We start from the raw sequence: 26,668 nt of genomic DNA, 5'->3' as shown, positions 1-26,668 counted from the left end.
CCGGCTTTCATCGCTCTTCGATCTGGGTCCCGGCATTCACCGGGCTGAGCGGTTTGAGAAAACTCAGGCCACAGCCGGCAGCCGCGCCACATTGCAGTGGGTCCACAGCCGGTCCATGGCGCGGACGAGGTCGTCCATCATGGCGTCGGTGTGGTTGGGCGACGGGGTGAAGCGCAGCCGCTCGGTGCCCTTGGGCACGGTCGGATAGTTGATCGGCTGGACGTAGACGCCGTGCTCTTCCAGCAGCATGTCCGAGATCATCTTGGTGTGCACCGGGTCGCCGACGAACACCGGCACGATGTGGCTGACCGAGTCCATCACCGGGATGCCGGCGGCCTTGAAGCGGGCCTTCAGGGTGGCGGCGCGTTCCTGATGCGCCTCGCGCACCTCGGGATGGGTCTTGAGCCAGCGTACCGAGGCCAAAGCCCCGGCGGTCAGGGCCGGCGGCAGGCTGGTGGTGAAGATGAAGCCCGAAGCCCAGCTGCGCACCGCGTCGATGATCACCGCATCGGCGGCGATATAGCCGCCCATGACGCCGATGGCCTTGCCGAGCGTGCATTCGACGATGTCGATGCCGTCCAGCACCCCGTCGCGCTCGGCCACGCCCGCGCCGGTCGCGCCGTACAGGCCGACCGCGTGGACCTCGTCGAGATAGGTCAGGGCGCCGTATTTGCGGGCCAGGGCGATGGTGCCGGCCAGGTCGGCGATGTCGCCGTCCATCGAATAGACGCTCTCGAAGGCGATCAGCCTGGGCGCCTCGGCCGGGGCGTCGCGCAGCAGGGCCTCGAGATGTTCCAGATCGTTGTGGGCGTAGATATGCCGCTCGCAGCCGCCGTTGCGGATGCCGGCGATCATCGAGGCGTGGTTCAGGCTGTCCGAGAAGATCACCAACCCCGGCAGGATGCGCTGCAGCGTGGTCAGGGTCGCCTCATTGGCCACATAGCCCGAGGTGAACAGCAGGGCCGCCTGCTTGCGGTGCCAGGCGGCCAGTTCGGCCTCCAGATCCACCGCAGACCGGGTCGTGCCCGAGATGTTGCGGGTGCCGCCGGCGCCCGCGCCGACCGCGTCAATCTCGGCCTGCATGGCCTGAAGCACCACCGGATGCTGACCCATGCCGAGGTAGTCGTTCGAGCACCAGACGATGACGTCCTGCTCGCTGCCGTCCTCGCGGCGGCGGATGGCCCTGGGGAACTCACCGCGCACGCGCTTGAGGTCGGCGAAGACGCGATAACGCCCCTCGCCCTTGACCTGCTCGACAGCGGTCTGGAATGCGGCCTGGTAGTCGAACAAGCGGTGGGCCCCGAACGGCGCGAAACTGATGGTCGGGTGATGCGCCGATCAGGCCGATTTGTCCATGAATCGCACCGGACAAAAGGCCGCAAGCCCTTAATTGATAACGGTTCTCAATGTCGTTGGACAGCGGTCAAGGCTCCGCCTTCCCGACGCAGAGCCTGTCCCCGGGCCGACCGAAGGTCGGACCCGGGGGGCGACCTCAGCCCTTCGGCAACCCGTCCAGTTGCCCGCGAAGCATCTGCAGGATGGCCGAGAAGTCGCGGCCGCCGTAGCCGAGGCCGTTGAACATCTGGAACAGGGCCTCGGTCTGGGCGCCGAGCGGGGTCGAGGCTCCGGCCTTCGCCGCCGCGTCCTGGGCCAGTTTCAGGTCCTTCAGCATCATGGCCGTGGCGAAACCGCCGTCGTAGTTGCGGTTCGACGGCGCGGTCGGCACCGGGCCGGGCCACGGATAGTAGGTCGTCACTGACCAGCTCTGGCCTGACGACTTGGCGGCGATGTCGAAGAATTTGACCGGGTCGAGACCCAGCTTCTCGGCCAGGGCGATGGCCTCGCACGTCCCCAGCATGGTGATGCCGAGGATCATGTTGTTGCAAATCTTGGCCGCCTGTCCCGCTCCGTGGTCGCCGGCGCGGAAACTGGCCCGGCTCATCGGCTCCAGCGCCGCCTCGATGCGGGCGAAGTCGGGTTCGTCGCAGCCGACCATGAAGGCCAGGGTCCCTGCATCGGCGGCCATCGTCCCCCCCGACACCGGCGCGTCGGCGAAGGCGTAGCCGGCCTCCTTGGCCAGTCCCGCCACCTTGCGCGCCGTGTCCACGTCAATGGTCGAAGAGTCCAGCAGCAGGGCCGAGGTCGGGGCCGCGCCAATGATCTGCTCCGAATAGACCTTCAGCACATGCGGTCCGGCGGGCAGCATGGTGATGACCACATCGGCGTCCTTTACCGCCTCGGCGACCGAACCGACCGGCGTACAGCCAGCGGCGGCGGCGCGATCCAGAGCGGCCTGCGACAGGTCGAAGGCGGCGACGGCGTGGCCGGCCTTCGCCTGGTTGGCGGCCATGCCCCCGCCCATGTTGCCGAGGCCGATGAAGGCGATCTTGTGGGTCATGGCGTCGTCTCCGAATGCTTTGGCGGGAGGGTTAGCCGCTCACCCGCGCTCTCGCCAGCACCCCGCACCAATTTGCTCAGCCGGGCTTCCGGAATCTCAACATGAACTGGCTGGTCCGGCCGCGGATGGAGCCGTCGAAGACATTGGCCGTCAGGGGATCGGCGGCATTGGCCAGAACGGCGCTCTCGCCGTCCAGGACGAAGCCGGCGGCCAAGACCTCGCGCTTGACCGCATCGATGTCGATCCGGTGCACCGAATTGGCCGAGGTCAGGGGCGAGCCGGCCACAGCGTAGTGATCGATGACGACATAGAGGCCGCCCGGCTTTAACGCCTGAAACACAGCCGTATTGACCCGCGACGCGGTGTCGGGCGGGGCGATGCTCAAATGCAGGTCGTGATAGTTCTGGGCTGTGAAGACCAGATCCAGTCCCGCCGGGAAGTCCGGGGTGGCGATCGGCGAGCGGATGCCGTCGACATTGGCCAGGGCGTCGACCGCCGTCAGGCTTTCGCCATAGCTGGCCTGAAAGGCGATGAATTCCGCGGGCTGCCAGGCCGTGACGCGACCTTCCGGTCCGACGGCGACGGCGAAGACGCGGGTGAAATAACCCCCGCCGATGATCATGTCGGCGATCTTCTGCCCCGGACGGACCTGGGCGAAGGCCAGGGTCTCGGCGGTGTGGCGCGCCTCGTCGCGGGCGCGGTCATCGGCGGGCCTCGAGGGCGCGGCCAGCACGGCGGCATAGTCCGCCAGCGTCGGCGCGGGCGCGCCCGTCCCGCCCATACAGCCCAGCGACGAAAGGCTCATCACCGCCACAACGGCGAGAATAGCGGAACGGCGCATGATGGATCCTCCCATGGCGCCGCGCGGGCGCTGACGGCGCAAGCTAGACCGAACTCCCGTCGGCGTCAGCCGGGTTTGCGGAAACGATAGACGAACTGGGCGGTACGGCCGCGGATGGCCTCGTCGAAGACATTGGTGCTGCGGTCATCCGCCGGATTGGCGACAGCGTCGGACTCGCCGTCGAAGACGAAACCGGCCGCCTCGACCTCAGCCCGCAACGATGCGCCCTCGATCCGGTGCAGGGTCTGGACCTCACTGTGCCCGGTGCCGTCCCGGCCCGCGTGGTCGATGACGATGAAAACGCCGCCGGGCTTCAGCGCGGCAAAGATGGCCCGGTTCATCAGGGCCACATCGGTGTTGAAGGCCGGGATGTGGAAGTCGTGATATTCCTGGCTCATGAACACCGCGTCGAGCGGCTCGGGGAAGGCCATCGTGTTCAGGTCGCCGTTGACCCGCATCACATTGGGATATGCGGCGACCAGGGCGTCGGCCCGGCCGTTCTCGCGCTCGGCGGTGCGGTTGGGCACAAAGGCATAGACCTTGCCCGTATCCCCGACGGTGCGGGCGAACAGGCGGGTGAAATAGCCGGCGCCGGGGCGGATGTCGGCGACCTTCCAGCCCGGAGCGATCCCCGCGAAGGCCAGCATCTGGTCCGGGCGGCGGAAGGGGTCCCGGGCGACCTCGTCAGCCGGTCGAAGCGGATCGGCGACGGCGGAGCGCTGCAGTTCGGTCAGCGCCCGGTTCTGATAGGCGCCGGAGGCGCAGGCGCCCAGCGACAGGGCGATAGCGGCAGCGGCGAGCAACGATTTCAGCATGACGGTCCCCTTGGCGAGGGCGAAGCTACGCCCCGATTGTCACCCGGATGCAAGTCCTACGGCAGCGGTGTCCACGCCTGATCCGCAGGGATCGGCGCGAACAGCCCGTCGAGGTCAGCCTCACTGACGCCCGACAGGTCCGCAGGCGACCAGTTCGGCCTGTTGTCCTTGTCCACCACCGCGGCGCGGACGCCCTCCTGGAAGTCATGGGTCCGGACCACCCGTCCGCCGAGCCTGTATTCCAGCGCCATATTGTCGGCGAAGGACGGCTGGGTCGCGCCGAGCCGAAGCTGGCGCAGGGTGACCTTGAGCGACTGCGGCGACTTGGTGCGGAGCGTCGCGAGCTGGGCCATCGCCCAGTCCGAACCGTCAACCTCCAGCGCCGCAAAAATCTGTTCCACCGAATCGAACACGAACAGCCGGTCGATGGCCTCGCGGAAAGCCGCGGTCGCCGACGGACCCGGATCGACGGAGAAGCTGGCCGCGACGGCCTGAGGGTTGGTCGGATGTGCCGTCAGCGCCCCTTTGAGCGCCTCGATCCGCCCGGCGGGTACGAAATGGGTGTGGATGCCCAGCGCCACCGTATCCGCCGCCTTCAGCCGCGCCCCGGTCAGGGCCAGCCAGATGCCCGTCTGACCCGGCAACCGCGGCAGGAACCAGCCGCCGCCGACATCAGGGAACAGGCCGATGCCGGTCTCGGGCATGGCGTAGGTGGTGCGTTCGGTGGCGATGCGGACGTCCGCCGGTTCCGAGATGCCGACCCCGCCGCCCATGACGATGCCGTCGACGATCGCGGTAATCGGCTTCGGGTATTCGAACAGCAGATGATTCAGCCGGTATTCGACCTCGAAGAAGGCGCGGGCCTCGGACGCATCCCCCGCCCCGCTTTCGGCGATCATGCGGATGTCGCCGCCGGCGCAGAAGCCGCGTTCGCCGGCGTGGTCGATCAGCACCGAGTGCACGCCGTCGTCCTCGCGCCACGCCAGCAGGGCCGCGGTCATCGCCTCACACATCACTCGGTTCAGGGCGTGCAGCGCCTTTGGCCGGTTCAGGGTGATGCGGCCGACGCCGGAATCGACGCGGGTCAGGATTTCGGATTCACTCATGAGGGTGGCCTTAGTGAGCGACTCTTGAGCGGTAAAGGCCTCCCCAACAGCCAGGTCAGGTCAACGCCCTGACACGCCGGGCAGGCCGAGGTCCTCGCCAGCTTCCAGCCAGAAAGCTTTTGGATAGTCGTGCTCAATGATTCCTCCGACCATGCCGATGGCCAGAAGCAACGCCTGGGCCGAGTCGACACCGTATGAGTGGCCATTGAGGGCCACCGCATTGGGATCGGGCCGGTGGATCGTCCAGTCGCAACGCCAACTGCCCCGGTCACGGAGCGGCTTGAACCACTCGACGACGATACGGCGCTCGATTCCCGCAATGACGACGCCGCCGAATTCTCTGTCGCATATCAGGTCACTCACTGCCGCAACATCTCCCGCGCCGTGATCACCCGCATGATCTCGTTCGTGCCCTCGAGGATGCGGTGCACCCGCAGGTCCCGCACGATCCGCTCCAGCGGATAGTCCTTCAGATAGCCGTAGCCGCCGTGCAGCTGCAGCGCCTCGTCGGCGATCTGGAAACAGGCGTCGGTGGCGAACCGCTTGGCCATGGCGCACCATTTGGTCGCCTCGGGATGACGCGTGTCCATGGCCCAGGCGCCGCGCAGGACCAGCAGGCGGCAGGCGTCCAGCTGGGTCGCCATATCGGCCAGTTTGAACTGGGTATTCTGGAAGTCTGACAAAGGCTTGCCGAATTGTTTTCGGGTGGTGACATAGGCCTGGGTGGTCTCCAGCGCCAGCCGGGCGCCGCCCAGCGAACAGGCGGCGATGTTCAGCCGGCCGCCGTCCAGACCCATCATGGCGTAGCGGAAGCCGTCGCCTTCCTTGCCGAGCAGATTGGCCGCTGGAATGCGGCAGTCGTCAAAGGCGACGATGGCCGTCGGCTGGCTGTTCCAGCCCATCTTCTTCTCCTGCGCCCCGAAGCTCAGCCCCGGCGCGTCCTTCTCGACCACGAAGGTGGAGATGCCCTTGGGGCCGTCCGCGCCGGTCCGGGCCATGACGACATAGACGTCCGACGTCCCCGCCCCCGAGATAAAGGCCTTGGAGCCGTTCAGGACCCAGTGATCGCCGTCGCGCCGCGCCGTGGTGCGCAAACCCGCGGCGTCCGAGCCGGAGCCCGGCTCGGTCAGGCAATAGCTGGCGATCTTCTCCATCGTCACCAGCGACGGCACATAGCGGCCCCGCAGGTCGTCCGACCCGAATTTGTCGATCATCCACGTCGCCATGTTGTGGATCGAGATGAAGGCGGCCGTCGACACGTCGCCGCGCGACAGTTCCTCGAAGATCAGCGCCGCCTCGACCCGGCCCAGGGCCATGCCGCCGTGCTCTTCGCCGGTGTAGATGCCGCAGAAGCCCATCTCTGCGGCGAGACGCATGACATCGACGGGGAAATGTTTGGTCTCGTCCCATTCGGCGCTATGCGGGGCCAGTTCGGCCTCGGCGAACTGCCGGGCCGCATCCTGGATGGCGCGCTGGTCGTCGTTGAGGGCGAAGTCCATGGGGCGTTTCCTCGAGTCTTTGGGCGCTTCTAGCGGCTACCCTCTCCCGAGGGGAGAGGGCTTGAGCGCACGAACGCCCGGCGCTCGTCCTTGCGCGAAAGGGTGAGGGCGTCCGGCGCCACGGCTTTCAAACATCCAATCCCCTCACCCCAACCCCTCTCCCCATGGGAGAGGGGCTTCGTCTATAAGCTCCGCCATGACCCAGCCGTTCGCCCCTGCCGCCTTCCCCTACGCCCGCCCGCGCCGCCTGCGCGCCAGCCCTTGGGTGCGCCGGCTGGTAGCCGAGACCGTACTGACCCCGGCCGATCTGGTCTGGCCCCTGATCGTCCATGACGGCGCCGAGGACCGCGTCCCGGTCGCCTCCATGCCCGGCGTCTTCCGCCTGTCGCCAAAAGCCGCGGCCGCGGCCGCCCTCGAGGCCCGCGACCTCGGCATCCCCGCCGTAGCCCTGTTCCCGAATGTCGATGGGGCCATCAAGGACGCCATCGGCACAGGCGCGACCGATCCGGACGGCCTGATCCCGGCCTGTATCAAGGCCATCAAGGACGCCGCCCCGGAAATCGGCGTCATCACCGACGTAGCCCTGGACTGCTACACCGATCACGGCCACGACGGCGTGGTCGAGGACGGCTGCGTCCTCAATGACGCCAGCCTCGAACGGCTGGCGGAACAGGCCTTCATCCACGCCCATGCCGGCGCCGACGTGGTCGCCCCCTCGGACATGATGGACGGCCGGGTCCAGGCCATCCGCGAGGCGCTGGAGGCTAACGGCTACTGCGACACCCTGATCCTGTCCTACGCCGCCAAATACGCCTCGGCCTTCTACGGGCCGTATCGGGACGCCGTCGGCTCGGCCAAAGCGCTGACCGGCGACAAGAAGACCTACCAGATGGACTACGCCAATTCCGACGAGGCTCTGCGCGAAGTCGCCATGGACATCGCCGAGGGCGCCGACGCCGTCATGGTCAAGCCGGGGATTCTGTATCTCGATATTGTTCAGCGCGTTAGCGAGACTTTCAAAGTCCCGACCTTCGCCTACCAGGTGTCCGGCGAATACGCGATGATGCGGGCCGCCATGGCCAACGGCTGGCTCGACGAGGACCGCGCCATTCTGGAATCCCTGCATGCCTTCAAGCGCGCCGGCTGCGCCGGAGTGCTGACCTATTTCGCCCCGCAGGCGGCAAGGTTGCTGGGCGGATGACTCTCGACGACTTCACGCGCGTCGCCCTCAGCCTGCCCGAGGCGGTCGAGGGCGCGCACATGGGTCGAACCGACTTCCGGGTCGGGAAACGCATCTTCGCCAGCCTGCATCCGGACCGGGACGCCGGCATGGTCCTCGTGAAGCCCGAGGAACAGGCCATGCTGGTCGAGGCGGAACCGGTCATCTTCGCCCCTTTCCCCGGCGGCTGGGGCAGGAGCGGCGCGACGCTGGTGTTCCCGGCCAGGGCAGACGAGGCGACCCTGCGCGACGCCCTGATCCGGGCCTGGCGTCACCGCGCCCCGCCCTCGGCGATCGCGGCCCTCTAGCGTTCCGTCCGCGCCAGCAGATCGATCAGATCGTCCTTCCAGAACACCGCCCAGGTATGGGTCCCGTGGCCCTTGCCGCCGACGCTGTTGGGAACGAGGCGGTAGCGGACGCCGGCGATCCGCGGGACGAACTGCTCGGCCAGTCCCAGCTCGGGCGGGTTGATGAAGTCGTCCGCCGAGTTGATCCAGGTCATCGGGGCGGTGATCCGCTCCAGTCCGGCGGAGGGGTCGTAGTCAAAAGAGGCGTTGACCTGGTACCAGAGATCATTGGCGTCCAGGGCTGGGAGCCGCCGCGCCTGCTGGGCCGCCAGCCACTCGTCCACCACCGCCGGTGTCGCCAAATCCTGCTGCATGGCCATCGGCGCAGAGCCCGCCAGCAGCAGCAGGTCGACGGCCGTGCGCAGGCCCTCGACCGGCTGGGCTGCATAGTCGCCGCCGGCCCAGGCCGGATCGCTGCGGATGGCGTCCTTAAGCATGGTCCGCCACAGCCGGTTGCGGCCGACGATGGCCGTCGGCTGGCAGGCCATGGGCATCAGGGCCTCGGCGAAGTCCGGATGGGTCTCGGCCCAGACGAAGATGTGCATACAGCCCATCGAGGTGCCCATCACCAGCCGCAGCCGATCCACGCCCAGGCCGTCGACCAGCAACCGCCGCTGCGCCTCGACCATGTCGGCGTAGCCATATTCAGGGAACCGCGCCCGTGGGCCATCCGACGGCTTCGACGAGCCGCCGTGGCCGAGGTTGTCGGGCATGACGACATAGTAGCGCGCGATGTCCAGCGGCTGACCCGGGCCGAACAGTTCGCCTGCAAATTGCTGCGACAGGAACTGCGCGCCCGTCCCGCCCGTGCCGTGCAGCAGCAGGACCGCATTCTCGACCCGCCCGTCCGCGCCGCGCCGCGGCTGGCCCAAGGTCCGGTAGTGCATTCGCAGCTCCGGCAACAACTGGCCGGAAGCCAGGGCGAAGTCGGCGGCGGAGAAATCGCCCTCGACCGGCGCCGGTTGGGCGGAGGACGCCGATGACAGCATCAGAGCGGCGAGGCCGCAGACGAAGGGCAGAAGACGTTTCATGGGGTCGGCGCTCCGGTCTCAAGCGAAAGCCGCGCCGTCCAGCCGTCGAACGCGACATCGACGTTGGCGGGCACGGCGGCCTTCAGGGCGTTGTAGTCGAGGTCGAGATGCAGATTGGTCAGAACGGCGCGTTTCACGCCCGCCCGCGCAATCCAGTCCAGCGTCTTTTCGACATGGGCGTGGGTCGGATGCGGCGTCCAGCGCAGGGCGTCGACGATCCACAGGTCGCACCCGCGCACAGCCTCGATCGCCGCCTCGTCGAGGTCGGATGCATCGCTGGAATAGGCCATCGGTCCGATGCGGTAGCCGACAGACCGGATCGGACCGTGGGCCTGGTCGAAAGTGACGACCGGCAGGGTGCCGCCCGCGCCGCCGACCGTCCAGGTCTCGCCGTGCGCCGGGATCGGGTGGGCGTCGAGGATGGCCGGGTAGCCTTCCACGCTCTCGAAGATGTAGCGGAACCGGCCATACAGCGCCTCGCGCGTCGCGGCGTCCATGAAGGCCGGAATGCGGCGCCGCGTCCGCATGGCGAAGACCCGCAGGTCGTCGACGCCGTGGGTCTGGTCGGCGTGATCGTGGGTGTAGAGGACGGCGTCGATATGCCTGACATCGGCCGCCAGCATCTGGGCCCGCAGGTCCGGCGAGGTGTCGATCAGCACGCTGGTCACGCCGTCCGGCCCGTGCCGACGGACCAGCAGTGAACAGCGGGCGCGATAGTTCTTCGGCTCCGCCGGATCGCAGTCGCCCCAGTCGCCGTCCCCCCGCGGCACGCCGCCCGACGAGCCGCAGCCGAGGATGACGAACTCCAGCTCGCCCACGACGCTCATGCCCCCACGGGCCTCGGAATGCGGTCGAACAGGGCAAAGAAGGCGTCGGTCGTGCGCGCCTCCGCCTCGGCCCGGCTCCAGCCGCGAATTTCCGCCAGCTTGTCCAGCACATGAACCACGTACGCCGGCTCATTCCGTCGCCCCCGATGCGGCATCGGCGCCAGATAGGGGCAGTCGGTCTCGACGATGATGCGGTCGGCGGGCATTCCCGCCACGATCTCCCGAACCTCGCTCGCTGCCTTGAACGTGGCGATGCCGGAAACCGAGAACCACGCCCCCAGTTCCGCCGCCTTTTCCGCCAGTTCCGGCCCACTGGTGTAGCAGTGCATCAGGAACCGGAACGGCCCGTCCGCCTGTTCCTCTGCCAGAATTCCGGCCATGACGTCGTCGGCCTCGCGCGTGTGCACGACCAGCGGCAGACCCGTTCGCCGGGCGGCATGGATATGCGTGCGGAACACCGACGCCTGCACGTCGCGAGGACTGAGGTCGTAGTGGAAATCCAGCCCGCATTCGCCGATCCCGACGACCCGCGGGCGCGCCGCCAGTTCGATCAGCCGGTCGGCGGTAAGGTCGACGTGATCCTTGGCCTCATGCGGATGGGCGCCGACGGTGCACCAGATGTCGTCATGGGCCATGGCCAGTTCATGGGTGGCCTCGAAGGTCGACAGCTTGTCCGAGATTTCGACCATCAGGCCTACGCCAGCCTCGCGGGCACGGGCGATGACCGCGTCCCGGTCTTCATCGAACTGCGGGGCGTGCAGATTGACGTGGCTGTCGATGATCATCCGCCGCCCGCCTTGACGCGCTGCAAGTCCGCGAGCGCCCCGGCCAGCACATCGGCCCGATCCAGATTGATGGCGGCGGTCCGGTCGGGCAGTTCGGACAGGCGAGACCACAGCTCCGCCCAGCGCGCTCCGGAAGCTCCCTCCTCCAGCGCCCGCACCTTCACGGCGGCGGAAAGCCGGTCCATCAGGGTCTCGAACCGCTCCTGCCCCTCCGGTCCGCGGAATTTGTCGGCGACAGCCAGCGCCTCGGCGCGGTCGACGGTCGCCGCCGTGACCCAGGCCTGGGCCAGCTGGTCGGCCTCGAGGGTCGCGCCGGACGCCAGAGCCAGCGCCCGGCCCGGCGACCCGCCTGCCATGCCCGCGATCCGCGCCGCCTCGGCCGAGGTCACGCCCGTGCGATTGCGCACCAGCTCCTCCAGCGCATGCAGCGGCCAGACCGGGAAGGCCAGGCGCCGACAACGCGACCGGATCGTCGCCAGCAGCCGGCCCGGCGCATGGGTGACGAGGAACAGCACGCCTCGCTCGGGCGGCTCTTCCAGCACCTTCAGCAGGGCGTTGGCGGCGTTCAGGTTCAGATCGTCGGCGGCGTCGATGATGGCCACGCGATAGCGCGCCTGCGACGGGCTCTTGGAGAAGAACTCAGGCAGCTCGCGGGCCTGATCGACCGAGATCGACTTCTTCGTCTTGCCGCCCTCGACGGCCCGCTCCAGCACCAGCAGATCGGGATGGGACTGGGCGGTGACCAGCCGGGCGACGGGGTCGTCCGGACTCGTTCCCAAAGGCCCGTGCGACGGATCAGGCGCCGCGCCCAACAGGCGGCGCGCGGCTCGAAAGGCGAAGGTCGCCTTGCCCGAACCCTCGGGGCCGCAAAGCAGCCAGGCGTGGTGCAGCCGGTCCTTGCCGAAAGCGTCGAGGAAGGCGACTTCGGCCGCCGCATCGGGGACCAGGTCGAATCGGTCCCGCGCGTGCTCGTTCACGGCAGCCGGGCCTCGACGGCGGCCCAGACCCGGGCGGCCACCACATCCTGCTCGCCGTCGGCGTCGATGATGACGCAGCGTTCCGGGTACCTCGCGGCGATGTCGAGGAAGCCACGACGCAAGCGCTCGTGGAACTCCAGCCCCTTGGATTCGAACCGCGTCTCGAACAGCCCGCGGCCGAACGCCCGCTCCAGCCCGACCTCGACTGGCAGGTCGAAGATCAGCGTCAGGTCCGGCTGGGTCGCGCCGACGATGGCGGCGTCCAGCGACTCGATGAATGCGGCCGGCGTGCCTCCGCCGACGCCCTGATAGGCGCGGCTGGAGTCGGCGAACCGGTCGCAGACCACCCAGCTGCCGGCCTCCAGCGCGGGCCGGATGGTTCGTTCCAGATGGTCGGACCGGGCGGCGAACATCAGCAGGGTCTCGGTCACCGGCGACCAGCGCCCGGCGTCGCCGTTCAGGGCGATGGCGCGGATATCCTCGGCTCCCGGCGAACCGCCCGGCTCGCGGGTCTGGACCACCTCCAGCTCGCGCGCGCGCAGCCGCTCGACCAGCCGCGCCGCCTGGGTCGACTTGCCGGTCCCCTCGCCGCCTTCGAACGTGATGAATCTGCCTTGGGTCACCGGCGCACAATGGCGACGGCGGGCGATCAAGCAAGCCTCAGCGCGCCGATATCAACAGGGCGTCGGCATATCCGCGTGCGATCACCGCCTGGCGCGACCGCTCGGCGGCGTTGGGATCGGGCCAGGGACCGACCAGGACCCGGAACAGGCCGTCGTTCCGGCCTCCGTCCACGATCGCCCGGTCGCCCAGTTCGTCAGCGACCCGGCGGGCGGCGCGGCGGTCAGAGAAGGCCGCGGCCTGAATCCAGTAGTCCCCCCGCGTGGACGGCGCCGGGGGCTCAGGCGGTGCCCGCCCGGCGGCGGCGTATAGACGGGTCGTTCCCCCACCGGTTCGCGGCGCCCTGCCCAGATAGCGGACCCGGACCTCGCCCACGCCCGCCTGCAGCATGCCCAGCGCCTCCGCCGAACCGCGCGACAGATCGATGATGCGGTTGTCGACGAAGGGCCCGCGGTCATTGACGCGCACGATGATGCGGCGGCCGTTGGCCAGATTGGTCACCTCGACCAGGCCGGGCAGCGGCAGGGTCTTGTGGGCGGCCGTCAGAGCATGCATGTCGAACGGCTCTCCGGTCGCCGTGGGCCGTCCGTTGAACTGCTCTCCGTACCAGGACGCCAGGCCGGTCTCGTCATAGCCAGGCTGTTCGGCCGGCTGATGCCAGCGACCGCGCACCTGATAGCGGCGCATGGTGCCTGAAACGATGGGTGCCGGATCGGTCACGACCGGCAGGCGCGAAGCCTCGGGTCGGGCGACGCCGGCGCAAGCGGCGACCAGCGACAACAAGGCCGCGACGAGGACGCCCCGAAGCGCTTTCCTGGCAAGATTTGCGACCATGTCCCCGCCCGTGAAGGCGATCAGCATGGCCAAAGACATTTCCGCTTTGGTTAACGACCCGTTTGGCGCTATGCGGCCAGTCGCTCCAGGAGCACGGACAGGTGGCCGAGTGGTTTAAGGCAGCGGTCTTGAAAACCGCCGTAGGTGAAAGCCTACCGTGGGTTCGAATCCCACCCTGTCCGCCACGCTCTAAGCTATTGTTTATCCATAACAATTCAGCATCCCCACCCACCCCGCAAACTCGACTCTTGCGGGGTGCAAACTGGTGGGATCGCCAGTCTCGGCGGGCGTTTGCGGGCCGCAAACCCTACGAACACGGGGCGCCCGTCTCTGTCGTCAAAAGATCCGGTGGAGTTTCCCTGCTAACAGGGAAATTAACAGGGAATTTCCCACTTTCCTGACGCCGGCGGCCGAACCACCTTGATGCCAGAACCCAAGGCCAGCGGGCCGTTTCATCCGCCGGCTGGTTTGCTGGACCTGTCGTTAGCAGGAAAAATATGCGGCCTTATCAGGGAAGCGAATCCGCCGAACAGCGAACGCCTGGCGCGGCTCAGCCCGCGAGCATCAGCCGCTGATCATCCCAGCAAAGCGGGATGCGTGCGAAGCGCAGATCCTCAAGGCAGAGCCCCGGCTTCTGTCGTCCCTCAAGCATAGCCATCTGCAGATCAGGGGCGAGCCAGGCGAGCCGGATCAGACCCCGCTCGTGAACCGTCGGCGGCGCCTGCTGCAGCACGTGATTGGCATCGGCATTTGCGTCGAGAAGCTGGTGGGCCCACTTCACCGCCTTGACCAACGGCTGGCTCATGCGGTTGCGCTTCGGCGCCTCGCCACTGAGCCAGGCGCGGCCGCCTCGGAACTTGAGGCGCCGGGGAATGTGCACCCAGACCAGATCGTCTCCCGGATGGACCCGCTCGCCGTCCAGCAGCAGCCGGCGGATGCGATCGATCGCGAGCGGCACGTTCCGCTCGTCGTCGGCCAGAGCCGACGCCTTCAGCGCCAGGTGCACCGCCCCCTCATGCACCTCCATGCGGACGAGCACCTCTAGCGGATCATGATCCGGCGTCAGCCGGTGCAACGTCTCGATCACCCAGCGCTCGGCCGGCAGGGCCGGCAGGCGGTAGATGCCATCCGGCCGCTTCGTAGTTCTGCCCCGGTTCACGCTGCTGGAGATGTAGTAGCGATGCGCCCTACCCTTCTGGCCGTAGGCGTGACTGGGCGTCATCGCTGTCCCCTCGCAATCGAACAGCCGTCCTTTCAGCGACAGCAGAACCGACGCGGGCTCGGCCAGACCCTTGCGCCGGATCCGCTTGCGCACGGCCCGGGTGGCACGCTGCGCCTGCACCTCGTCGAAGGTTGCCTGGTCGACGATCGGGGGGTGGGTGCTGGGGTAGAATTTGTCCTTGTGCGGGACCATCCCGAGGTAGGTGGGGTTCTTGAGCAGGTGATAGAGGGCCCCGCTGTCGAAGGGCATGCCCCCGAGCACATTGCCCGTGGTGGCGATCCGTAGTTTTGAGACCCGTCCCTCCGCCTTCAGCTCCTTGGCCAGCGCCGGAACCGACTTCAGCTTGAGGAACCGCTGGAAGATGTGCCGGACCAGCTCGGCCTCGGTCTCGTTGAGCTTGAGCTTCCTGCCGTCCGGGTCATAGCCCAGCGGCGGACAGCCGCCCATCCACATGCCCTTCTTCTTGGACGCCGCGATCTTGTCGCGGATGCGCTCGCTGGTGGGTGCTGACAGGTTAACTGCGCCAAGTCGAAAGCCGCCCTACCCTGCCTGGAATCAGGCAACCGCCGCCGCCCAAACGGAAGTCGCCTCGGCGCGGAAGCGACGAAGGGTGGGTCGGCTGATCAAATGCCGCTGGGTGTTGAAGGTGTTGTAGATCGCCGCGTGGGTGGTGAGGAATCTCTGGGCTGAGGCTTGGGATTTGAACCGCTGCTGTTGTCGTTCTCGTCGTCGGATCGGGAGGTGGGAGTTCTCGACGCGGTTGTTTTCCCGTAGCCGACCCGGCCGGTGCAGGTGCCTTAGATCCAGCTGATCCAGAGCTGCTCCGTACGACGCCAGGCCGTCAGTAGTGATTGTTTCCGGCTCGACCGGCTGGTTGTGGAGGAGGCGCTTCAAAAGCCTGACCGCCGCCTCTGTGTCCCGCCGGCGCTGGACCACGAGGTCGAGGACCTCGCCCTCGTCATCGACGGCGCGCCACAGATACATCCGCCTTCCGCCGATCCAACAGACCATCTCGTCGATATGCCAGCGCGGCGACGGAGCTTGCCGAAGCCGCCTCAAACGCCTTGCGATCAGGGGCCCAAACTTGATGGTCCAGCACCGGATCGTCTCGTAGCTGACCTCGATCCCCCGCTGCGCCAGCAGCTCCTCGACGTCCCGAAAACTGAGGCTGAACCGGAAGTACAGCCACACGGCGTGGCGGATCACGCCAGCCGGAAACCGGTGGCGCTTAAACGAAATGGGCTTCACGAAACATCATCCCCGTCAGCGGCTTACGCCGCCCTAAGTGGAGATGGTGTGGACGGCGCTCACGTCGGCATCTGTGTGCCAGGATGATTGTCGTCGAACACATCATCGCAGGAGCACCGTCCATGGAGAAGATTACCACTATCGGCGTCGATCTGGCCAAGAGCGTTTTTCAAGTTCACGCTGTTGATGCAGCAGGCCGGGTCGTCGTCACCAAGGCCCTTCGGCGACGGAATATGGAGCCTTTCTTCAGCCGTCTGGCGCCCTGTCTGATCGGGCTAGAGGCGTGCGCCAGTTCCCATCATTGGGGCCGCTTGCTGAGCCTCATGGGGCATGAGGTGCGGTTGATCCCTCCGGCCTATGTGAAGCCCTATGTGCGTCGTCAGAAGAACGACGCCGCCGACGCCGCGGCGATCTGCGAGGCGGTCACCCGGCCGAGCATGCGGTTCGTGCCGATCAAGAACGAGGACCAGCAGGCCGCGTTGATGCTGCATCGTGCCCGATCGCTGCTGACTTCCCAGCGCACGGCGATGATCTGCGCGCTTCGAGGCCATATGGCGGAACTCGGCCTTGTGGCTCCTCGCGCCGTACGCAATCTCCGACCCTTGCTCGATGTCCTCGCCGACGACGAGGACGACAGTCTCCCTGCCCTGGCCCGGGCGGCGCTTCGGCCGCTCGCGCAGCAGCTGATCAGCCTGGAGCAGCAGATCGCGCAGTTGGATCAGCAGCTTCTCGAATGGCATCGGATCACTGAGGTCAGTCAGCGCCTGGCGGGCATTCCGGGTGTCGGTCCCGTGACAGCTACGGCCCTCGCCGCCAGCGTCACCGATCCTTCCATGTTCGCCTCTGGTCGGGAGTTCGCAGCGTTCCTGGGCCTGGCTCCACGACAGAACTCCTCGGGCGGAAAGACCCGGCTTGGGCGAGTATCAAAGATGGGAGATCGCTACCTGCGCACCCTGCTCGTCACCGGTGCCACAGCTGTGCTGAGCCATTCAAAAACTCGGACCGGCCGCCTGGATGTCTGGGCGAAAACGCTGCTTGATAAAGGCAAACCAACAAAGCTGGTCGCCCTCGCCCTGGCCAACAAAATGGCTAGGATCGCCTGGGCAATCATGCGGCGGGGTGAAGCCTTCCGACTGGATCCCGTCACGGCTTAAACCCGACGACGGAACAGAATTGGTTAGGACCACGAGGTGATGCGATCCGGATCGGGACCGAAGACCAGGACACTCCGATAACTTGTCGGCGCAGCGTAGCGCTCAGTGGAGTTGGGAGACCAGGCCAGCGGACGACATCAGGGCCAGCAGGCCGAGCCCTGCATCAACAGGCCGAACACAAGACCGTAACCCACCAATCCCTACCTCAACGCCCTTGCCAATCAAGCGCCGTCCACACAAGACAAGTTAGCGTTTGCCTGACAGCACCCGTGAGCGAGATGCTCGAGTAACGAATGCCCCAACGCCTTTTCGGTCCGGTCCTTGCGCCAATCCCGAATTCAGTCTTGCGCTGAAGGGGGCGTCCACAGATGGGAAGCGGACATCAAGCCCGATCATGCCAGTCAGTCTCGCGCTAGAAGCAGACATCGAGTGGCGGCCGAACTACGGACGTTCATCTGACGGTGCCGAGCTCCGTCACCGACTCTTAGCGAGCATTCGCCGCCGGATTGAGAGGCCTCTCAAGGGATTCTTCGACTCTCCTCGGACGCGCTGCCGGCTCCGTTTTGACCGCGCCCTAATCCCTTTTTGCGAGAAAGGCGTTGAGATCCAGCACGCATAACCTAGCTTAGCCATAGCAAGAGTCATGTGCGTTCTGTAGAATGAGTGGTTGCGTTGTAATGGGCCGGGCGACGTTTTCATACTCGACCTCTACAGATCTTGCGACGGTTGTTCTCCGCGGCGACTGGTGCGCCCGCACGCTCGGTGGCGCCGCAAACTCTCTATCCGAGTTATTGAACAATGCCACAAACGTCTCTCTCGACCTGAGGGAAGTGGGTCGGTTTGACACGGCCGGCGCATATGCAGTGGTAACGGCGGCCCGACGACAACGGAGTCCGGGAGTTATTCACGCGGCGCCGGCGACGTTGGAGTCTATCGCGCGCGTGACGCGGGCCCTGGAGGTCATCGGCGACCCGGACAATGCGTTCCGGCCCAACCGCTTCGCGCTTCTGGCCGTGATTGGGCGGGGCATCGTGGAGTTCATGGTCGAAATCTACCAGTCCCTGGTGTTCGTCGGTCGGCTTCTTCGTTCCCTGTGCCGCGCGGTGATCAATCCGCAACGGCTCCGTCTGGCCCCGACTTCGGCGCTTGTGGGGCGGGCGGGCCTGTCCGCCGCATGGATCATAGCGGTCACATCGTTCTTCATCGGAACGGTGATCGCGTTTCTGGGGGCGAATCTGCTGCGCGACTTCGGGGCCGAAGGCTACACAGTCGAACTTATTGCCCTGACGATGTTTCGCGAATTCAACATCCTCATCACCGCGATCATCATTGCAGGTCGATCATCGTCCAGCTTCGCCGCCGAGATCGGCGCCATGAAGATGAATCAGGAGATCGACGCCATGGTCGTCATGGGCGTCGACCCCTACGACGCGCTGGTTCTGCCCCGATTTCTGTCTCTTCTGCTCACCATCACGATCCTTACGTTTATTGCGACAGTGGCCGGTCTCGCAGGCGGACTCCTGTCCACCTGGCTTTCACTCGGATATTCGCCGTCTTTCTTCTTTGACCGTGTCCTGAACAACGTCGATGCGAGGCACTACTGGGTGGGTCTTTCAAAGGCGCCGATCATGGCGATGATCATCGCGGCTATCGGATGCCGGCAGGGGCTGAGCGTCGGGATCGGCATTGAGGCCTTAGGCCGTCGCGTCACCACTGCGGTGGTTCATGCCATCTTCGCGATCATCATGATCGATGCGGCGGCGGCTCTGCTGTTCATGGAGCTTGACCTGTGACGCCGTCTCAGGAGCCACATTCGGCGTCTGGGTCCATCGTCGTCGAGGTGACAGGCCTGCATTCACGTCTCGGGGGGCGGGTCATCCACGATGATCTAAATATGGAGGTCCGGCGCGGTGAAGTGTTGGGCGTCGTGGGACGATCGGGCGCCGGCAAGTCGGTTCTGCTGGACACCATTCTCGGACTTCGACGCGCGCGCCGTGGAACGATCAAGGTTCTGGGCTACGATATCAATGGCGCCATGCCGCTGGCGCGCTCCGAGATGAAGCACAGATGCGGCGTCCTGTTCCAGAACGGAGCGCTGTTCTCCAGCCTGACCGTCCGGCAGAATATCGCCGCTCCACTGATCGAACATACCGACCTTCCGCAGGACGTTGTCGACGACCTCGTCGGCATCAAGATCACGATGATGGGCCTCCCTCTTCGGGCGGGAGCGCTGAAGCCGGCTCAGTTGTCGGGCGGCATGAGGAAACGGGCGGCGTTGGCGCGGGCTCTGGCTCTCGATCCCGAGCTGCTCTTTCTCGATGAGCCGACCGCCGGTCTCGATCCCGCTGGAGCGGCCGACTTCGACGCATTGATCCGAGATCTGAGAAAACAGCTCGACCTGACGGTTTTCATGATCACCCACGACCTCGCCAGTCTGTCGGCGATCACCGACCGGATCGCCTTTATCGACGCTCAGACGGTGGTGGCCATGGGCACGATCGACGAGTTGACCCAGTCTCCCATGGAGTCCGTACGCGGCTATTTCCATGAATCCCGCGGCGTCGCCAACCAACCAAGATCGCACTGAGGTAGCGCGAGCGATGGAAAGAGACGGACATTTTGCAGCGGTCGGTGCGGCCTTCATGCTGCTTCTGGCGGCCTTTGCGGGCTTTGGCCTGTGGCTGTCGAGGATCGACATCAACCCCCCGTCTGATCGCTACGAGATCCGCTTCACGGGCCGGGTCAGAGGCTTGGTGGCCGGACTGCCGGTGAATGTGAACGGCATCCGCGTGGGGCGCGTCACCTCCGTCGAATTCGTCAATGGCGATCCGAACCAGATCGTAGCGAAGGCTGAAATCAACGGTGTGATTCCCATTCGTTCGGACGCGTCGGCACTCCTGGAAGCCGATGGCATCACCAATGTCTATTCGATCGACATCTCCCCGGGCACGTCGGGCCGCCCCCTTCTGTTGCGTGCCACCCCCGCCGGGCGCACGCCGGTGATCGCGGGCCGAGCCCGTTCGATGTCCGAGCTGCTCATGGGCGGCGAGTCCGCACTTGACCAGACGAGAGAAGCGCTCATTCGGGTGAACCGGCTCCTCTCTGACGAGAACCTGCAGACGTTCGGGGTTGCTCTGTCCGACGTTCAGGCGGTGACGGCTGAGGCGCGCGATCGTCGCGCGCTTTTGGCCGACACCCAACAGGCCGTGCAGAGTATCGACACGGCCGCCCGCGAAATCGCAAACCTGTCCCGGACGATGGACGGCCTGCTGGATTCCGATGGTCGACAGGCGCTGAACGATATGGCGGGGGCAGCGGTGGAGCTTCAGGCTGCAGCGGCTCAGACTCGATCACTGGTGACGCGACTTGACGAGCCAACGACGGAGTTCGCGACGACGGGGCTGCCCCAGCTGAGAGAGGCGATCAGTACGCTGCAGAGCACGGCAACGTCTCTGGATCGGCTGGTCACGTCTGTGGAAAGCGACCCCCGAAGCTTGTTGGTCAAGCCGCCGGCGAAGGAAATGGAGCTGGAACCATGACGCTGTTTCGACACGCCTGTATGGCCCTTGCACTGGTCGGGCTGGCGGCATGTGTGACCGTTCTTCCGGAGACGGATCCGGTGACACTGTATCGGCTTGAGGCCGAGGTCCGACCGGCGCAGAGCCCGGTTGCCGCGCCACGTCTATACCTCCTCAGGACCCCGACCCGGTTCAGCGCCGCCGCCGCCACAGACCGGATTATGACCGTGACCGACGGCCAGGTCGCGTATCTGGCCGGAGCGAGGTGGGCGAGCCCGGCGCCGGTCCTTTTTGACGAAGCACTCAGCCGTGCTTTCGATACCGGAGCGGTCGAAACCAGCCTTGTCGGCTACGACGGCGCTGCGCGGGCAAGGCACGTTCTACGTCTTGAAGTGCGCGAGTTCGTGGCGTTCTACCAAGCCGGCGCTTCGGCCGCCCCTGTGGTCAGGTTGCGGGTTGCGGCCTCCATTGTCCGGCGCCAGGACGGGACGTTGATCAGCGAGCGAATGTTTGACGTCAGAACTCAGGCTGTGGCCAACCGGGTAGTGCCGGTGGTTGGCGCATTTGACTCTGCGCTGGGCCAGCTTCTGGGCGAGGTCGTCGCTTGGGCAGACGAGGCTGCGTTGTCCGTCAAAGCCGCCGCTTAGGGTCGGCTGGGGCTGACAAGTTAACGCCTCGAGTCGCCTTGTGAGCGAATTTTGCGCGGTTTCGGCGGACGAACGGAGTCACGCCCTCACTGTTTTTACTCGATTTTCCCAGCGCGAGAATTGGCGGTTCGAACCAAGAAACAGCGGCTTCGACTTAACTTGTCAGTACCTGCAGGAATGCTGGCGGCCACTAGCGCCAAGGGTGCTAGCGTTTGCCTGACAGCACCCTCCTGCCGAGGTCCGTTTGATGCGGATCAAGGCGGACTGGGTCCGACATGACATCCTGTGGTTGGACAACAGGATTGAAGAAGGGCCGTGAACAGTCTTCCAGGGACCACGAACCATGAGCCCGGCCCCCTTCTCTCGCGGGGGTCGCGCCGCCGGCTTGGGCATGGGCCGCCGCGGCAGGATCTTCACTTGCAGAAACGCGGCCTCGGGCGAGGGTTCGGGGACGGGCGCCACGGGGTCGCCAACGCCGCGCTTCCGCGATGAAGATCGCGCAGATCACCCCTCTGTATGAGGCCGTTCCCCCTCGGCTGTATGGCGGGACGGAGCGGGTCGTCGCGCATCTGACAGACGCCCTCGTCGATCTCGGCCATGACGTCACCCTGTTCGCCTCCGCAGAGGCCGAGACGCGGGCCCGCCTGATCCCGGTGCGGGATCAGGCGATCCGGCTGGACCCCGCTCCGCTGAAATCGGAACTCGCCGCCCACATGGCCATGTTGTCGGATGTATTGAAGCGCGCTGACGACTTCGACGTCCTGCATTTCCACACAGACATGATCCACTTCCCCTTCTTCGAGCGGTTGGCGGACAAGACCATCACCACCCTGCACGGGCGGCTGGACATGAAGGACCTGCCGGGTGTTTACGAGCGCTGGCCCCAGTTCGGGTTGGTGTCGATTTCCGATGACCAGCGCCGTCCCATGCCCTTCGCCGGCTGGAAGGCGACGGTGCATCATGGCATGCCCGCAGACCTCTACGACTTCGGCCCGCGGTCGGACGGCTATCTCGCCTTCCTCGGTCGCATATCGCCGGAGAAGCGCCCGGACCGGGCCATCGAGATCGCCACGAAGCTGAACAAGCCGCTCAAGATGGCGGCCAAGGTCGACGCCGCCGACAAGGTCTATTGGGAGACCGTCATCCGGCCGATGGTCGAAGCCAATCCGCTGGTCGAGTTCATCGGCGAGATCGGCGACCACCAAAAGTCCGTCTTCCTGGGCCGGGCCGAGGCGTTGCTGTTTCCGATCGACTGGCCAGAGCCGTTCGGCCTGGTGATGATCGAAGCCATGGCCTGCGGCACGCCCGTGGTAGCCTTCCGCTGCGGTTCGACCTCCGAGGTGATTGAGGACGGCGAGACCGGCTTCCTGGTCGACACCCTTGAGCAGGCGATAGCCGCCGCCGGGCGCGCCCACCTGCTGGACCGCGACGCCATCCGCGCCCGTTTCGATCTGCGCTTCTCCTCGACCGCCATGGCAAGGCGCTATCTCGACGTCTACGGCGATCTGCTGGCGCGGCGGCCGTTCGCCGAGGATCCGGTTCACCGGGCCGTCACCCGCATTCGCAAGCGAGGCTCTGATGAGTTCCCGAGCGCGCCTGACCGCACGATGGCCCTTCAGCTGTGAAGACCGGGAGTTGTGCGAAGGCGGGACCCGGAAGCCTCCGGAGCGCGAACCGGTCGCTGATCGAACTCTCCCGTTTCGACGCGGCGGCGTTTGACCTCGACGGCGTGATCACCCGGACGGCGACGATCCACGCGACCGCCTGGAAACAGCTGTTCGACGAGTTTCTCGACCGTCGCGCATCCGGAGCCGGCGTCCCGTTCACGCCGTTCGACAGTCGCCGGGACTATGGTCTCTACGTCGATGGCAAGCCACGGCTCGCCGGCGTCCGGGACTTCCTCGCCTCGCGGAGCGTCGACGTGCCGGAGGGCGACCCCGAGAATCCGCCCGGACGCGCAACGATGCACGGTCTCGCCAGGCGCAAGAACGAACTGTTCCTGCAGGCTATCGCCCGGGACGGGGTCGAAGTGTTCGACGACGCCATCCGGCTGGTGAATTCGCTTCAAGCCGCGGGCCTGAAGCTAGCGGTCGTTTCCGCCAGCGAAAACACCAATGCGGTCCTGCAGGCGGCGGGCTTGGGAACCCTGTTCAACGTTCAGGTCAACGGGCTGACGGCGAAGCAACAGGGGCTGAAGGGCAAACCCGCGCCCGACACCTATCTTCACGCCGCCGGTCTGCTCGACGTCGAGCCCCGCCGCATGATCGGGTTCGAAGACGCGCTTTCCGGCGTCGAAGCACTCCGGGCCGCGGGATACGGGCTCGTGGTCGGAGTCGACCGGAACGGAAACGGCGACGGGCTGTCCCGCCGCGGCGTCGACCTGGTGACGACCGATCTGGACCAGATCGAATTGAGCCCACGGAAGACCCCCGGCCGGCGGCCGTCCCTACTTCAGACATTGCCGGCGACGCGCACGACCGACCCGGACTGGATCATCGAGGAGGGTCCCTTCACGCCGGCCCGGGAGCACGAAATGGAGTCCCTCTTCTCGGTGGCCAACGGCTTCGTGGGGACGCGAGGCTCCCTGTCAGAGGGCGATGGGCTGTCAGCACCCGCGACCTTCGTGGCCGGCGTATTCGAGGCCGCTGGCGACACGACTCCGGCCCTGGTTACCGCCCCGGACTGGACGCACATGGCCCTGACGGTGGAGGGACGGCCGGTTCGGCTGGACGTCGGGCGGCGGCTGGAGCATCGGCGGATCCTCGACCTCCGGCAGGCCATCCTCTGGCGCGAATGGCGGCAGGAAGATCCGGCGGGCCGCGTCACGCGCATCGTGGGGCTGAGGCTCGCCTCGGCCGCCGATCGCCATCTGCTGATCCAATCGACCCGGTTCGAGCCGGAGAACTACAGCGGTGAAGTCACGCTCGACACGGCCGTCCGGGGCTCGCTGATCCACCGAACCAGCACCGGGACGACGATCGCCATGGCCTCAACGACGCGCCTGGGGGGCGGTGGCGAAGTCGCGACGGCGGCCGACGGCGCGGACCCCCCGGCCATAACCGTGGCGATCGGCGAGGTCTATGCGCTCGACCGTATCGTCGCGATCCACACCTCACGCAGCCCGGGCGACCCGGAGGCCCTGGCCCGCGTTCACCTGGAGCAGGCGTCCGGGCGGGACATCGCCGATCATGTCGAGGACCATCGGCAGGCGTGGCTCGAGCGCTGGGCCCGTTCCGATATCCGCATCGAGGGCGATCCCGCCGCCCAGCAGGCGGCCCGGTTCGCGATCTATCACCTGATCAGCGCCGCCAGCCCCGAGGACGAGCGTACGTCGATCGGCGCCCGCGCCCTGACTGGGAGCGCCTATCGGGGACACGTGTTCTGGGACACGGAAATCTTCATGCTGCCGTTCTTCATCCTGACCTGGCCGGCGGCGGCCCGGTCGCTGTTGATGTACCGCAGCCACACACTTCCCGCCGCGCGCGCCCGGGCCGCCGCCGGGGGCTGGCGCGGGGCGTTCTACGCGTGGGAGTCCGCCGACACCGGCGAGGACGTGACGCCATCGATGGTCGTCCAGCCGGGCGGCGAGGTCGAGCGGGTGCTCACCGGCGAGCAGGAGCAGCACATCAGCGCCGATATCGCCTACGCCGTCTGGAGCTACTGGACCGCCTCCCGGGACGAAGCCTTCCTGCTGGAGGCCGGCGCGGAAATCATCCTCGAGACAGCCCGGTTCTGGGCCAGCCGGGTCGAGCGCGGCGATGACGGCCTGCACCACATCCGCGGCGTCATCGGCCCCGACGAGTATCATGAGACGGTGGACGACAACGCCTACACCAACGCCATGGCGCGCTGGAACCTGACCACCGGCCAGGAGGTGGCTGCGCTGGTGGCCGAACGCTGGCCCGACCGGTGGCGCGCCCTGTCCGCGGACATCGGCCTGGCCGCCGACGAGCCCGCGACCTGGACCGCGATCGCCGACAGCCTCTACACCGGCTTCGACGACGCCACCGGCCTGATCGAGCAGTTCCGGGGCTATTTCGACCTCGAGGATATCGATCTCGCGGCGCTCGAGCCCCGGTCCGCACCCATAGACGTGGTGTTGGGGCGCGAGCGCGTGCAGCGGTCGCAGCTGATCAAACAGGCCGACGTGGTGATGTTGCTGCACCTGTTCCCGGACGCCTGGCCGCCCGAAGTGCACGCCGCCAACTTCCGCTATTACGAGCCTCGCTGCGCGCACGGCAGCTCGCTCAGCCCCGCCATCCACGCGCTGGTCGCGGCGCGGCTGGGGGAGATGGAGCTGGCGTCGCGGTATTTCCGGCAGGCCGCAACGATCGACCTGGCCGACAACATGGGCAACGCGGCCGGCGGCGTTCACGCCGCCGCGCTGGGCGGACTATGGCAAGCGATCGTGTTCGGCTTCGGCGGTCTTGACCTCGCGGAAGACGGGCCCCGAACCCGGCCGAACCTTCCGCCAGGATGGTCCGCGCTGTCGATGGAGATCACCTGGCGCGGCCAGAGGCATGCGATCCATATTCCCGCGGCCGGCGCGCCGGAGACCGCCCATGACTGAGCCCCTGATCCTCGTCCCCCTCGACGGCTCGACCCACGCCCTGGCGGCCCTGCCCGTCGCCGACGCCCTCGGCGAGGCGCTGGGCGCGTCGTTGCGGATCCTCCAGGTGACCAGCGGCGCGCCGCCGTCCCTGGGAACCCTGGCCCAAAGCCTGGGGCTGGAAGGCGCCGCGCATCACGCCTGGAGCCTCGAGGCGCGAGCGGGCGACCCCTCCGAGAGCATCCTTGAGACGGCCTGCGCGGCTAAGGCCCGTTTGATCGTCATGTGCACCCACACGGCCTCGGCCCGACCGACGGCGATGCTCGGCCATACGGCGCTTGACGTGCTGCGGCGCGCGCCCTGCCCCGTCGTGCTGGTGTCGCCGGTGCAGGACCTGAAGGGCTGGCGGCCGCGCCGGATACTGCTTCCGCACGATGGCGGGACGGCGGCGGACATCGCGGTCGGACCCGCCGCCGAAATCGCACGGGCGACAGACGCTGAACTGTTGATCGTGGAGGTGGGTGCCCCCGGCGCGGGATCGCCCCTTGAACCCGGTTCGTTTCCGGTGCCGCGCTATGTGGACCAGGCGCAGCATGAGTGGTCCAGCTGGACGGACGAGGTCCTCGCCCGACTGGCCCGGCTCTGCCCGGACGGGCCGCTCAAGGCCCGGCTGCAGGTTCTGGGCGGCGACCCTGGTCGGGAGATCCTCAGGGTCGCCGCCGACCAGTCCGTCGACCTCATCGTTGTCGCCTGGAAGGGGGCCTGGAGCGACGAGCGGGCCCACACGCTGAAGGCCGTCGTGCGCGACGCGCCCTGCCCGGTGATGGTGGTGCGCGCCGACCCGAGCTGCTGTTCACCGAGATCGAGCGCCTGATGCGAACGGATTGATCTTGGTCAAGGCGGTCGCCATCGCTTTCGACGAGGTGACAGTGGACCAAGGCAGATGCAGGTCGGCGTCAGGCCAAAAGACGACGCGCGCGACTTCAACGCGCGAACGGTCAAGGCGCCGACCGAGGACCGCATAAACTGC

General features: G+C 66.8%; 24 protein-coding genes, 1 tRNA gene and 1 pseudogene. 11 read left to right on the top strand and 15 right to left on the bottom strand.

Annotated features, from left to right (window positions below):
- Nucleotides 1-63: 63 nt before the first annotated feature.
- The 7 genes and pseudogenes from hemA to ACTIEW_RS09915 all read right to left on the bottom strand — a co-directional run bounded on the left by hemA (nt 64) and on the right by ACTIEW_RS09915 (nt 6,659).
- Nucleotides 64-1,290: a 5-aminolevulinate synthase gene (hemA, locus tag ACTIEW_RS09945; RefSeq protein ID WP_439477753.1), complete on the bottom strand. Its 1,227-nt coding sequence runs from the start codon at nt 1,288-1,290 to the stop codon at nt 64-66.
- A 202-nt stretch (nt 1,291-1,492) separates the two neighbouring features.
- A pseudogene (mmsB, locus tag ACTIEW_RS09940) lies at nt 1,493-2,404 on the bottom strand (3-hydroxyisobutyrate dehydrogenase); the annotation flags it as partial.
- Nucleotides 2,405-2,474: 70 nt separating this feature from the next.
- Entirely contained in the window at nt 2,475-3,239 is a 765-nt protein-coding gene (locus tag ACTIEW_RS09935; RefSeq protein ID WP_439477752.1) for a class I SAM-dependent methyltransferase, read from the bottom strand.
- Between the two features lie 65 nt (nt 3,240-3,304).
- Nucleotides 3,305-4,054, bottom strand: coding sequence for a class I SAM-dependent methyltransferase (locus ACTIEW_RS09930; RefSeq protein WP_439477751.1), 750 nt, complete (start codon nt 4,052-4,054; stop codon nt 3,305-3,307).
- A gap of 56 nt (nt 4,055-4,110) precedes the next feature.
- Nucleotides 4,111-5,160 carry an enoyl-CoA hydratase/isomerase family protein gene (locus ACTIEW_RS09925; RefSeq protein ID WP_439477750.1) on the bottom strand — a complete coding sequence of 350 codons (1,050 nt, stop codon included), beginning with the start codon at nt 5,158-5,160 and terminating at the stop codon, nt 4,111-4,113.
- 60 nt (nt 5,161-5,220) lie between these two features.
- Entirely contained in the window at nt 5,221-5,523 is a 303-nt protein-coding gene (locus ACTIEW_RS09920) for a DUF6968 family protein (RefSeq protein WP_439477749.1), read from the bottom strand.
- Nucleotides 5,520-6,659 carry an isobutyryl-CoA dehydrogenase gene (locus tag ACTIEW_RS09915; protein ID WP_439477748.1) on the bottom strand — a complete coding sequence of 380 codons (1,140 nt, stop codon included), beginning with the start codon at nt 6,657-6,659 and terminating at the stop codon, nt 5,520-5,522. Before ACTIEW_RS09915 ends, ACTIEW_RS09920 begins: the two co-directional genes overlap by 4 nt.
- Before the next feature lie 196 nt (nt 6,660-6,855).
- Between ACTIEW_RS09915 and hemB the strand changes: the two genes are divergently transcribed.
- Nucleotides 6,856-7,860 (top strand): porphobilinogen synthase, encoded by a 1,005-nt coding sequence (gene hemB, locus ACTIEW_RS09910; protein ID WP_439477747.1) that lies wholly within the window; start codon nt 6,856-6,858, stop codon nt 7,858-7,860.
- Nucleotides 7,857-8,186, top strand: a complete 330-nt coding sequence (locus ACTIEW_RS09905) for an MmcQ/YjbR family DNA-binding protein (RefSeq protein WP_439477746.1) — start codon at nt 7,857-7,859, stop codon at nt 8,184-8,186. The genes hemB and ACTIEW_RS09905 overlap by 4 nt, the downstream gene beginning before the upstream one ends.
- On the opposite strand, the gene ACTIEW_RS09900 is transcribed toward ACTIEW_RS09905, so the two are convergent.
- The 6 genes from ACTIEW_RS09900 to ACTIEW_RS09875 are packed head-to-tail and all read right to left on the bottom strand — an operon-like array spanning nt 8,183 to nt 13,327.
- Complete coding sequence (locus ACTIEW_RS09900) at nt 8,183-9,256, bottom strand: alpha/beta fold hydrolase (protein WP_439477745.1); 1,074 nt, start codon at nt 9,254-9,256, stop codon at nt 8,183-8,185. The two genes, ACTIEW_RS09905 and ACTIEW_RS09900, sit on opposite strands and share 4 nt — an antisense overlap.
- The gene (locus ACTIEW_RS09895; protein ID WP_439477744.1) at nt 9,253-10,083 is read right to left on the bottom strand and encodes an MBL fold metallo-hydrolase; all 831 of its coding nucleotides are present in this window, start codon (nt 10,081-10,083) and stop codon (nt 9,253-9,255) included. Before ACTIEW_RS09895 ends, ACTIEW_RS09900 begins: the two co-directional genes overlap by 4 nt.
- On the bottom strand, nt 10,080-10,868 hold the full coding sequence (locus ACTIEW_RS09890) for a TatD family hydrolase (protein WP_439477743.1): 789 nt from the start codon (nt 10,866-10,868) through the stop codon (nt 10,080-10,082). Before ACTIEW_RS09890 ends, ACTIEW_RS09895 begins: the two co-directional genes overlap by 4 nt.
- On the bottom strand, nt 10,865-11,845 hold the full coding sequence (locus ACTIEW_RS09885) for a DNA polymerase III subunit delta' (protein ID WP_439477742.1): 981 nt from the start codon (nt 11,843-11,845) through the stop codon (nt 10,865-10,867). Before ACTIEW_RS09885 ends, ACTIEW_RS09890 begins: the two co-directional genes overlap by 4 nt.
- Nucleotides 11,842-12,468: a dTMP kinase gene (gene tmk, locus ACTIEW_RS09880; protein ID WP_439477741.1), complete on the bottom strand. Its 627-nt coding sequence runs from the start codon at nt 12,466-12,468 to the stop codon at nt 11,842-11,844. Before tmk ends, ACTIEW_RS09885 begins: the two co-directional genes overlap by 4 nt.
- A gap of 37 nt (nt 12,469-12,505) precedes the next feature.
- A complete protein-coding gene (locus tag ACTIEW_RS09875) occupies nt 12,506-13,327 on the bottom strand; it encodes a septal ring lytic transglycosylase RlpA family protein (protein ID WP_439477740.1) in 822 nt (273 codons plus the stop codon).
- A gap of 68 nt (nt 13,328-13,395) precedes the next feature.
- On the opposite strand from ACTIEW_RS09875, the gene ACTIEW_RS09870 reads away from it, so the two are divergent.
- Nucleotides 13,396-13,485, top strand: a tRNA-Ser gene (locus tag ACTIEW_RS09870).
- 365 nt (nt 13,486-13,850) lie between these two features.
- On the opposite strand, the gene ACTIEW_RS09865 is transcribed toward ACTIEW_RS09870, so the two are convergent.
- Nucleotides 13,851-14,975 (bottom strand): recombinase family protein, encoded by a 1,125-nt coding sequence (locus ACTIEW_RS09865; protein ID WP_439477739.1) that lies wholly within the window; start codon nt 14,973-14,975, stop codon nt 13,851-13,853.
- Nucleotides 14,976-15,077: 102 nt separating this feature from the next.
- A complete protein-coding gene (locus ACTIEW_RS09860) occupies nt 15,078-15,770 on the bottom strand; it encodes an IS6 family transposase (protein WP_439477738.1) in 693 nt (230 codons plus the stop codon).
- A 122-nt stretch (nt 15,771-15,892) separates the two neighbouring features.
- Here ACTIEW_RS09860 and ACTIEW_RS09855 point away from each other — a divergent pair, with 122 nt between their 5' ends.
- From ACTIEW_RS09855 to ACTIEW_RS09820, 8 genes are all read left to right on the top strand, one after another.
- A complete protein-coding gene (locus ACTIEW_RS09855; RefSeq protein WP_439477737.1) occupies nt 15,893-16,924 on the top strand; it encodes an IS110 family transposase in 1,032 nt (343 codons plus the stop codon).
- A gap of 941 nt (nt 16,925-17,865) precedes the next feature.
- Nucleotides 17,866-18,717, top strand: a complete 852-nt coding sequence (locus tag ACTIEW_RS09850; RefSeq protein ID WP_439477736.1) for an MlaE family ABC transporter permease — start codon at nt 17,866-17,868, stop codon at nt 18,715-18,717.
- A 101-nt stretch (nt 18,718-18,818) separates the two neighbouring features.
- Complete coding sequence (locus ACTIEW_RS09845; protein ID WP_439477735.1) at nt 18,819-19,511, top strand: ABC transporter ATP-binding protein; 693 nt, start codon at nt 18,819-18,821, stop codon at nt 19,509-19,511.
- Nucleotides 19,512-19,566: 55 nt separating this feature from the next.
- Nucleotides 19,567-20,463 carry an MlaD family protein gene (locus ACTIEW_RS09840; RefSeq protein WP_439477734.1) on the top strand — a complete coding sequence of 299 codons (897 nt, stop codon included), beginning with the start codon at nt 19,567-19,569 and terminating at the stop codon, nt 20,461-20,463.
- Nucleotides 20,460-21,089 carry an ABC-type transport auxiliary lipoprotein family protein gene (locus tag ACTIEW_RS09835; protein WP_439477733.1) on the top strand — a complete coding sequence of 210 codons (630 nt, stop codon included), beginning with the start codon at nt 20,460-20,462 and terminating at the stop codon, nt 21,087-21,089. The genes ACTIEW_RS09840 and ACTIEW_RS09835 overlap by 4 nt, the downstream gene beginning before the upstream one ends.
- 488 nt (nt 21,090-21,577) lie before the next feature.
- Nucleotides 21,578-22,714 (top strand): glycosyltransferase family 4 protein, encoded by a 1,137-nt coding sequence (locus tag ACTIEW_RS09830; protein ID WP_439477732.1) that lies wholly within the window; start codon nt 21,578-21,580, stop codon nt 22,712-22,714.
- Nucleotides 22,711-25,659: an HAD-IA family hydrolase gene (locus tag ACTIEW_RS09825; protein ID WP_439477731.1), complete on the top strand. Its 2,949-nt coding sequence runs from the start codon at nt 22,711-22,713 to the stop codon at nt 25,657-25,659. Before ACTIEW_RS09830 ends, ACTIEW_RS09825 begins: the two co-directional genes overlap by 4 nt.
- A complete protein-coding gene (locus ACTIEW_RS09820; protein ID WP_439477730.1) occupies nt 25,652-26,512 on the top strand; it encodes a universal stress protein in 861 nt (286 codons plus the stop codon). The genes ACTIEW_RS09825 and ACTIEW_RS09820 overlap by 8 nt, the downstream gene beginning before the upstream one ends.
- Nucleotides 26,513-26,668 lie beyond the last annotated feature (156 nt).

Source organism: Brevundimonas sp., from assembly GCF_051860745.1.
Classification (GTDB): domain Bacteria; phylum Pseudomonadota; class Alphaproteobacteria; order Caulobacterales; family Caulobacteraceae; genus Brevundimonas.
This window is presented reverse-complemented; position numbering and strand designations above follow the sequence as displayed.

What these genes read in the sequence shown, in the direction of transcription:
- ACTIEW_RS09840 (WP_439477734.1), top strand. Translation starts at nt 19,567, where the DNA reads ATGCTGCTTCTGGCGGCCTTTGCGGGCTTTGGCCTGTGGCTGTCGAGG.
- ACTIEW_RS09895 (WP_439477744.1), bottom strand. Translation starts at nt 10,083, where the DNA reads ATGAGCGTCGTGGGCGAGCTGGAGTTCGTCATCCTCGGCTGCGGCTCG.
- ACTIEW_RS09915 (WP_439477748.1), bottom strand. Translation starts at nt 6,659, where the DNA reads ATGGACTTCGCCCTCAACGACGACCAGCGCGCCATCCAGGATGCGGCC.
- hemB (WP_439477747.1), top strand. Translation starts at nt 6,856, where the DNA reads ATGACCCAGCCGTTCGCCCCTGCCGCCTTCCCCTACGCCCGCCCGCGC.
- ACTIEW_RS09865 (WP_439477739.1), bottom strand. Translation starts at nt 14,975, where the DNA reads ATGTGGATGGGCGGCTGTCCGCCGCTGGGCTATGACCCGGACGGCAGG.
- ACTIEW_RS09925 (WP_439477750.1), bottom strand. Translation starts at nt 5,160, where the DNA reads ATGAGTGAATCCGAAATCCTGACCCGCGTCGATTCCGGCGTCGGCCGC.
- ACTIEW_RS09905 (WP_439477746.1), top strand. Translation starts at nt 7,857, where the DNA reads ATGACTCTCGACGACTTCACGCGCGTCGCCCTCAGCCTGCCCGAGGCG.
- ACTIEW_RS09875 (WP_439477740.1), bottom strand. Translation starts at nt 13,327, where the DNA reads ATGCTGATCGCCTTCACGGGCGGGGACATGGTCGCAAATCTTGCCAGG.
- ACTIEW_RS09830 (WP_439477732.1), top strand. Translation starts at nt 21,578, where the DNA reads ATGAAGATCGCGCAGATCACCCCTCTGTATGAGGCCGTTCCCCCTCGG.
- ACTIEW_RS09820 (WP_439477730.1), top strand. Translation starts at nt 25,652, where the DNA reads ATGACTGAGCCCCTGATCCTCGTCCCCCTCGACGGCTCGACCCACGCC.
- ACTIEW_RS09890 (WP_439477743.1), bottom strand. Translation starts at nt 10,868, where the DNA reads ATGATCATCGACAGCCACGTCAATCTGCACGCCCCGCAGTTCGATGAA.
- ACTIEW_RS09900 (WP_439477745.1), bottom strand. Translation starts at nt 9,256, where the DNA reads ATGAAACGTCTTCTGCCCTTCGTCTGCGGCCTCGCCGCTCTGATGCTG.
- ACTIEW_RS09835 (WP_439477733.1), top strand. Translation starts at nt 20,460, where the DNA reads ATGACGCTGTTTCGACACGCCTGTATGGCCCTTGCACTGGTCGGGCTG.
- ACTIEW_RS09935 (WP_439477752.1), bottom strand. Translation starts at nt 3,239, where the DNA reads ATGCGCCGTTCCGCTATTCTCGCCGTTGTGGCGGTGATGAGCCTTTCG.
- ACTIEW_RS09845 (WP_439477735.1), top strand. Translation starts at nt 18,819, where the DNA reads ATGGAGGTCCGGCGCGGTGAAGTGTTGGGCGTCGTGGGACGATCGGGC.
- ACTIEW_RS09930 (WP_439477751.1), bottom strand. Translation starts at nt 4,054, where the DNA reads ATGCTGAAATCGTTGCTCGCCGCTGCCGCTATCGCCCTGTCGCTGGGC.
- ACTIEW_RS09855 (WP_439477737.1), top strand. Translation starts at nt 15,893, where the DNA reads ATGGAGAAGATTACCACTATCGGCGTCGATCTGGCCAAGAGCGTTTTT.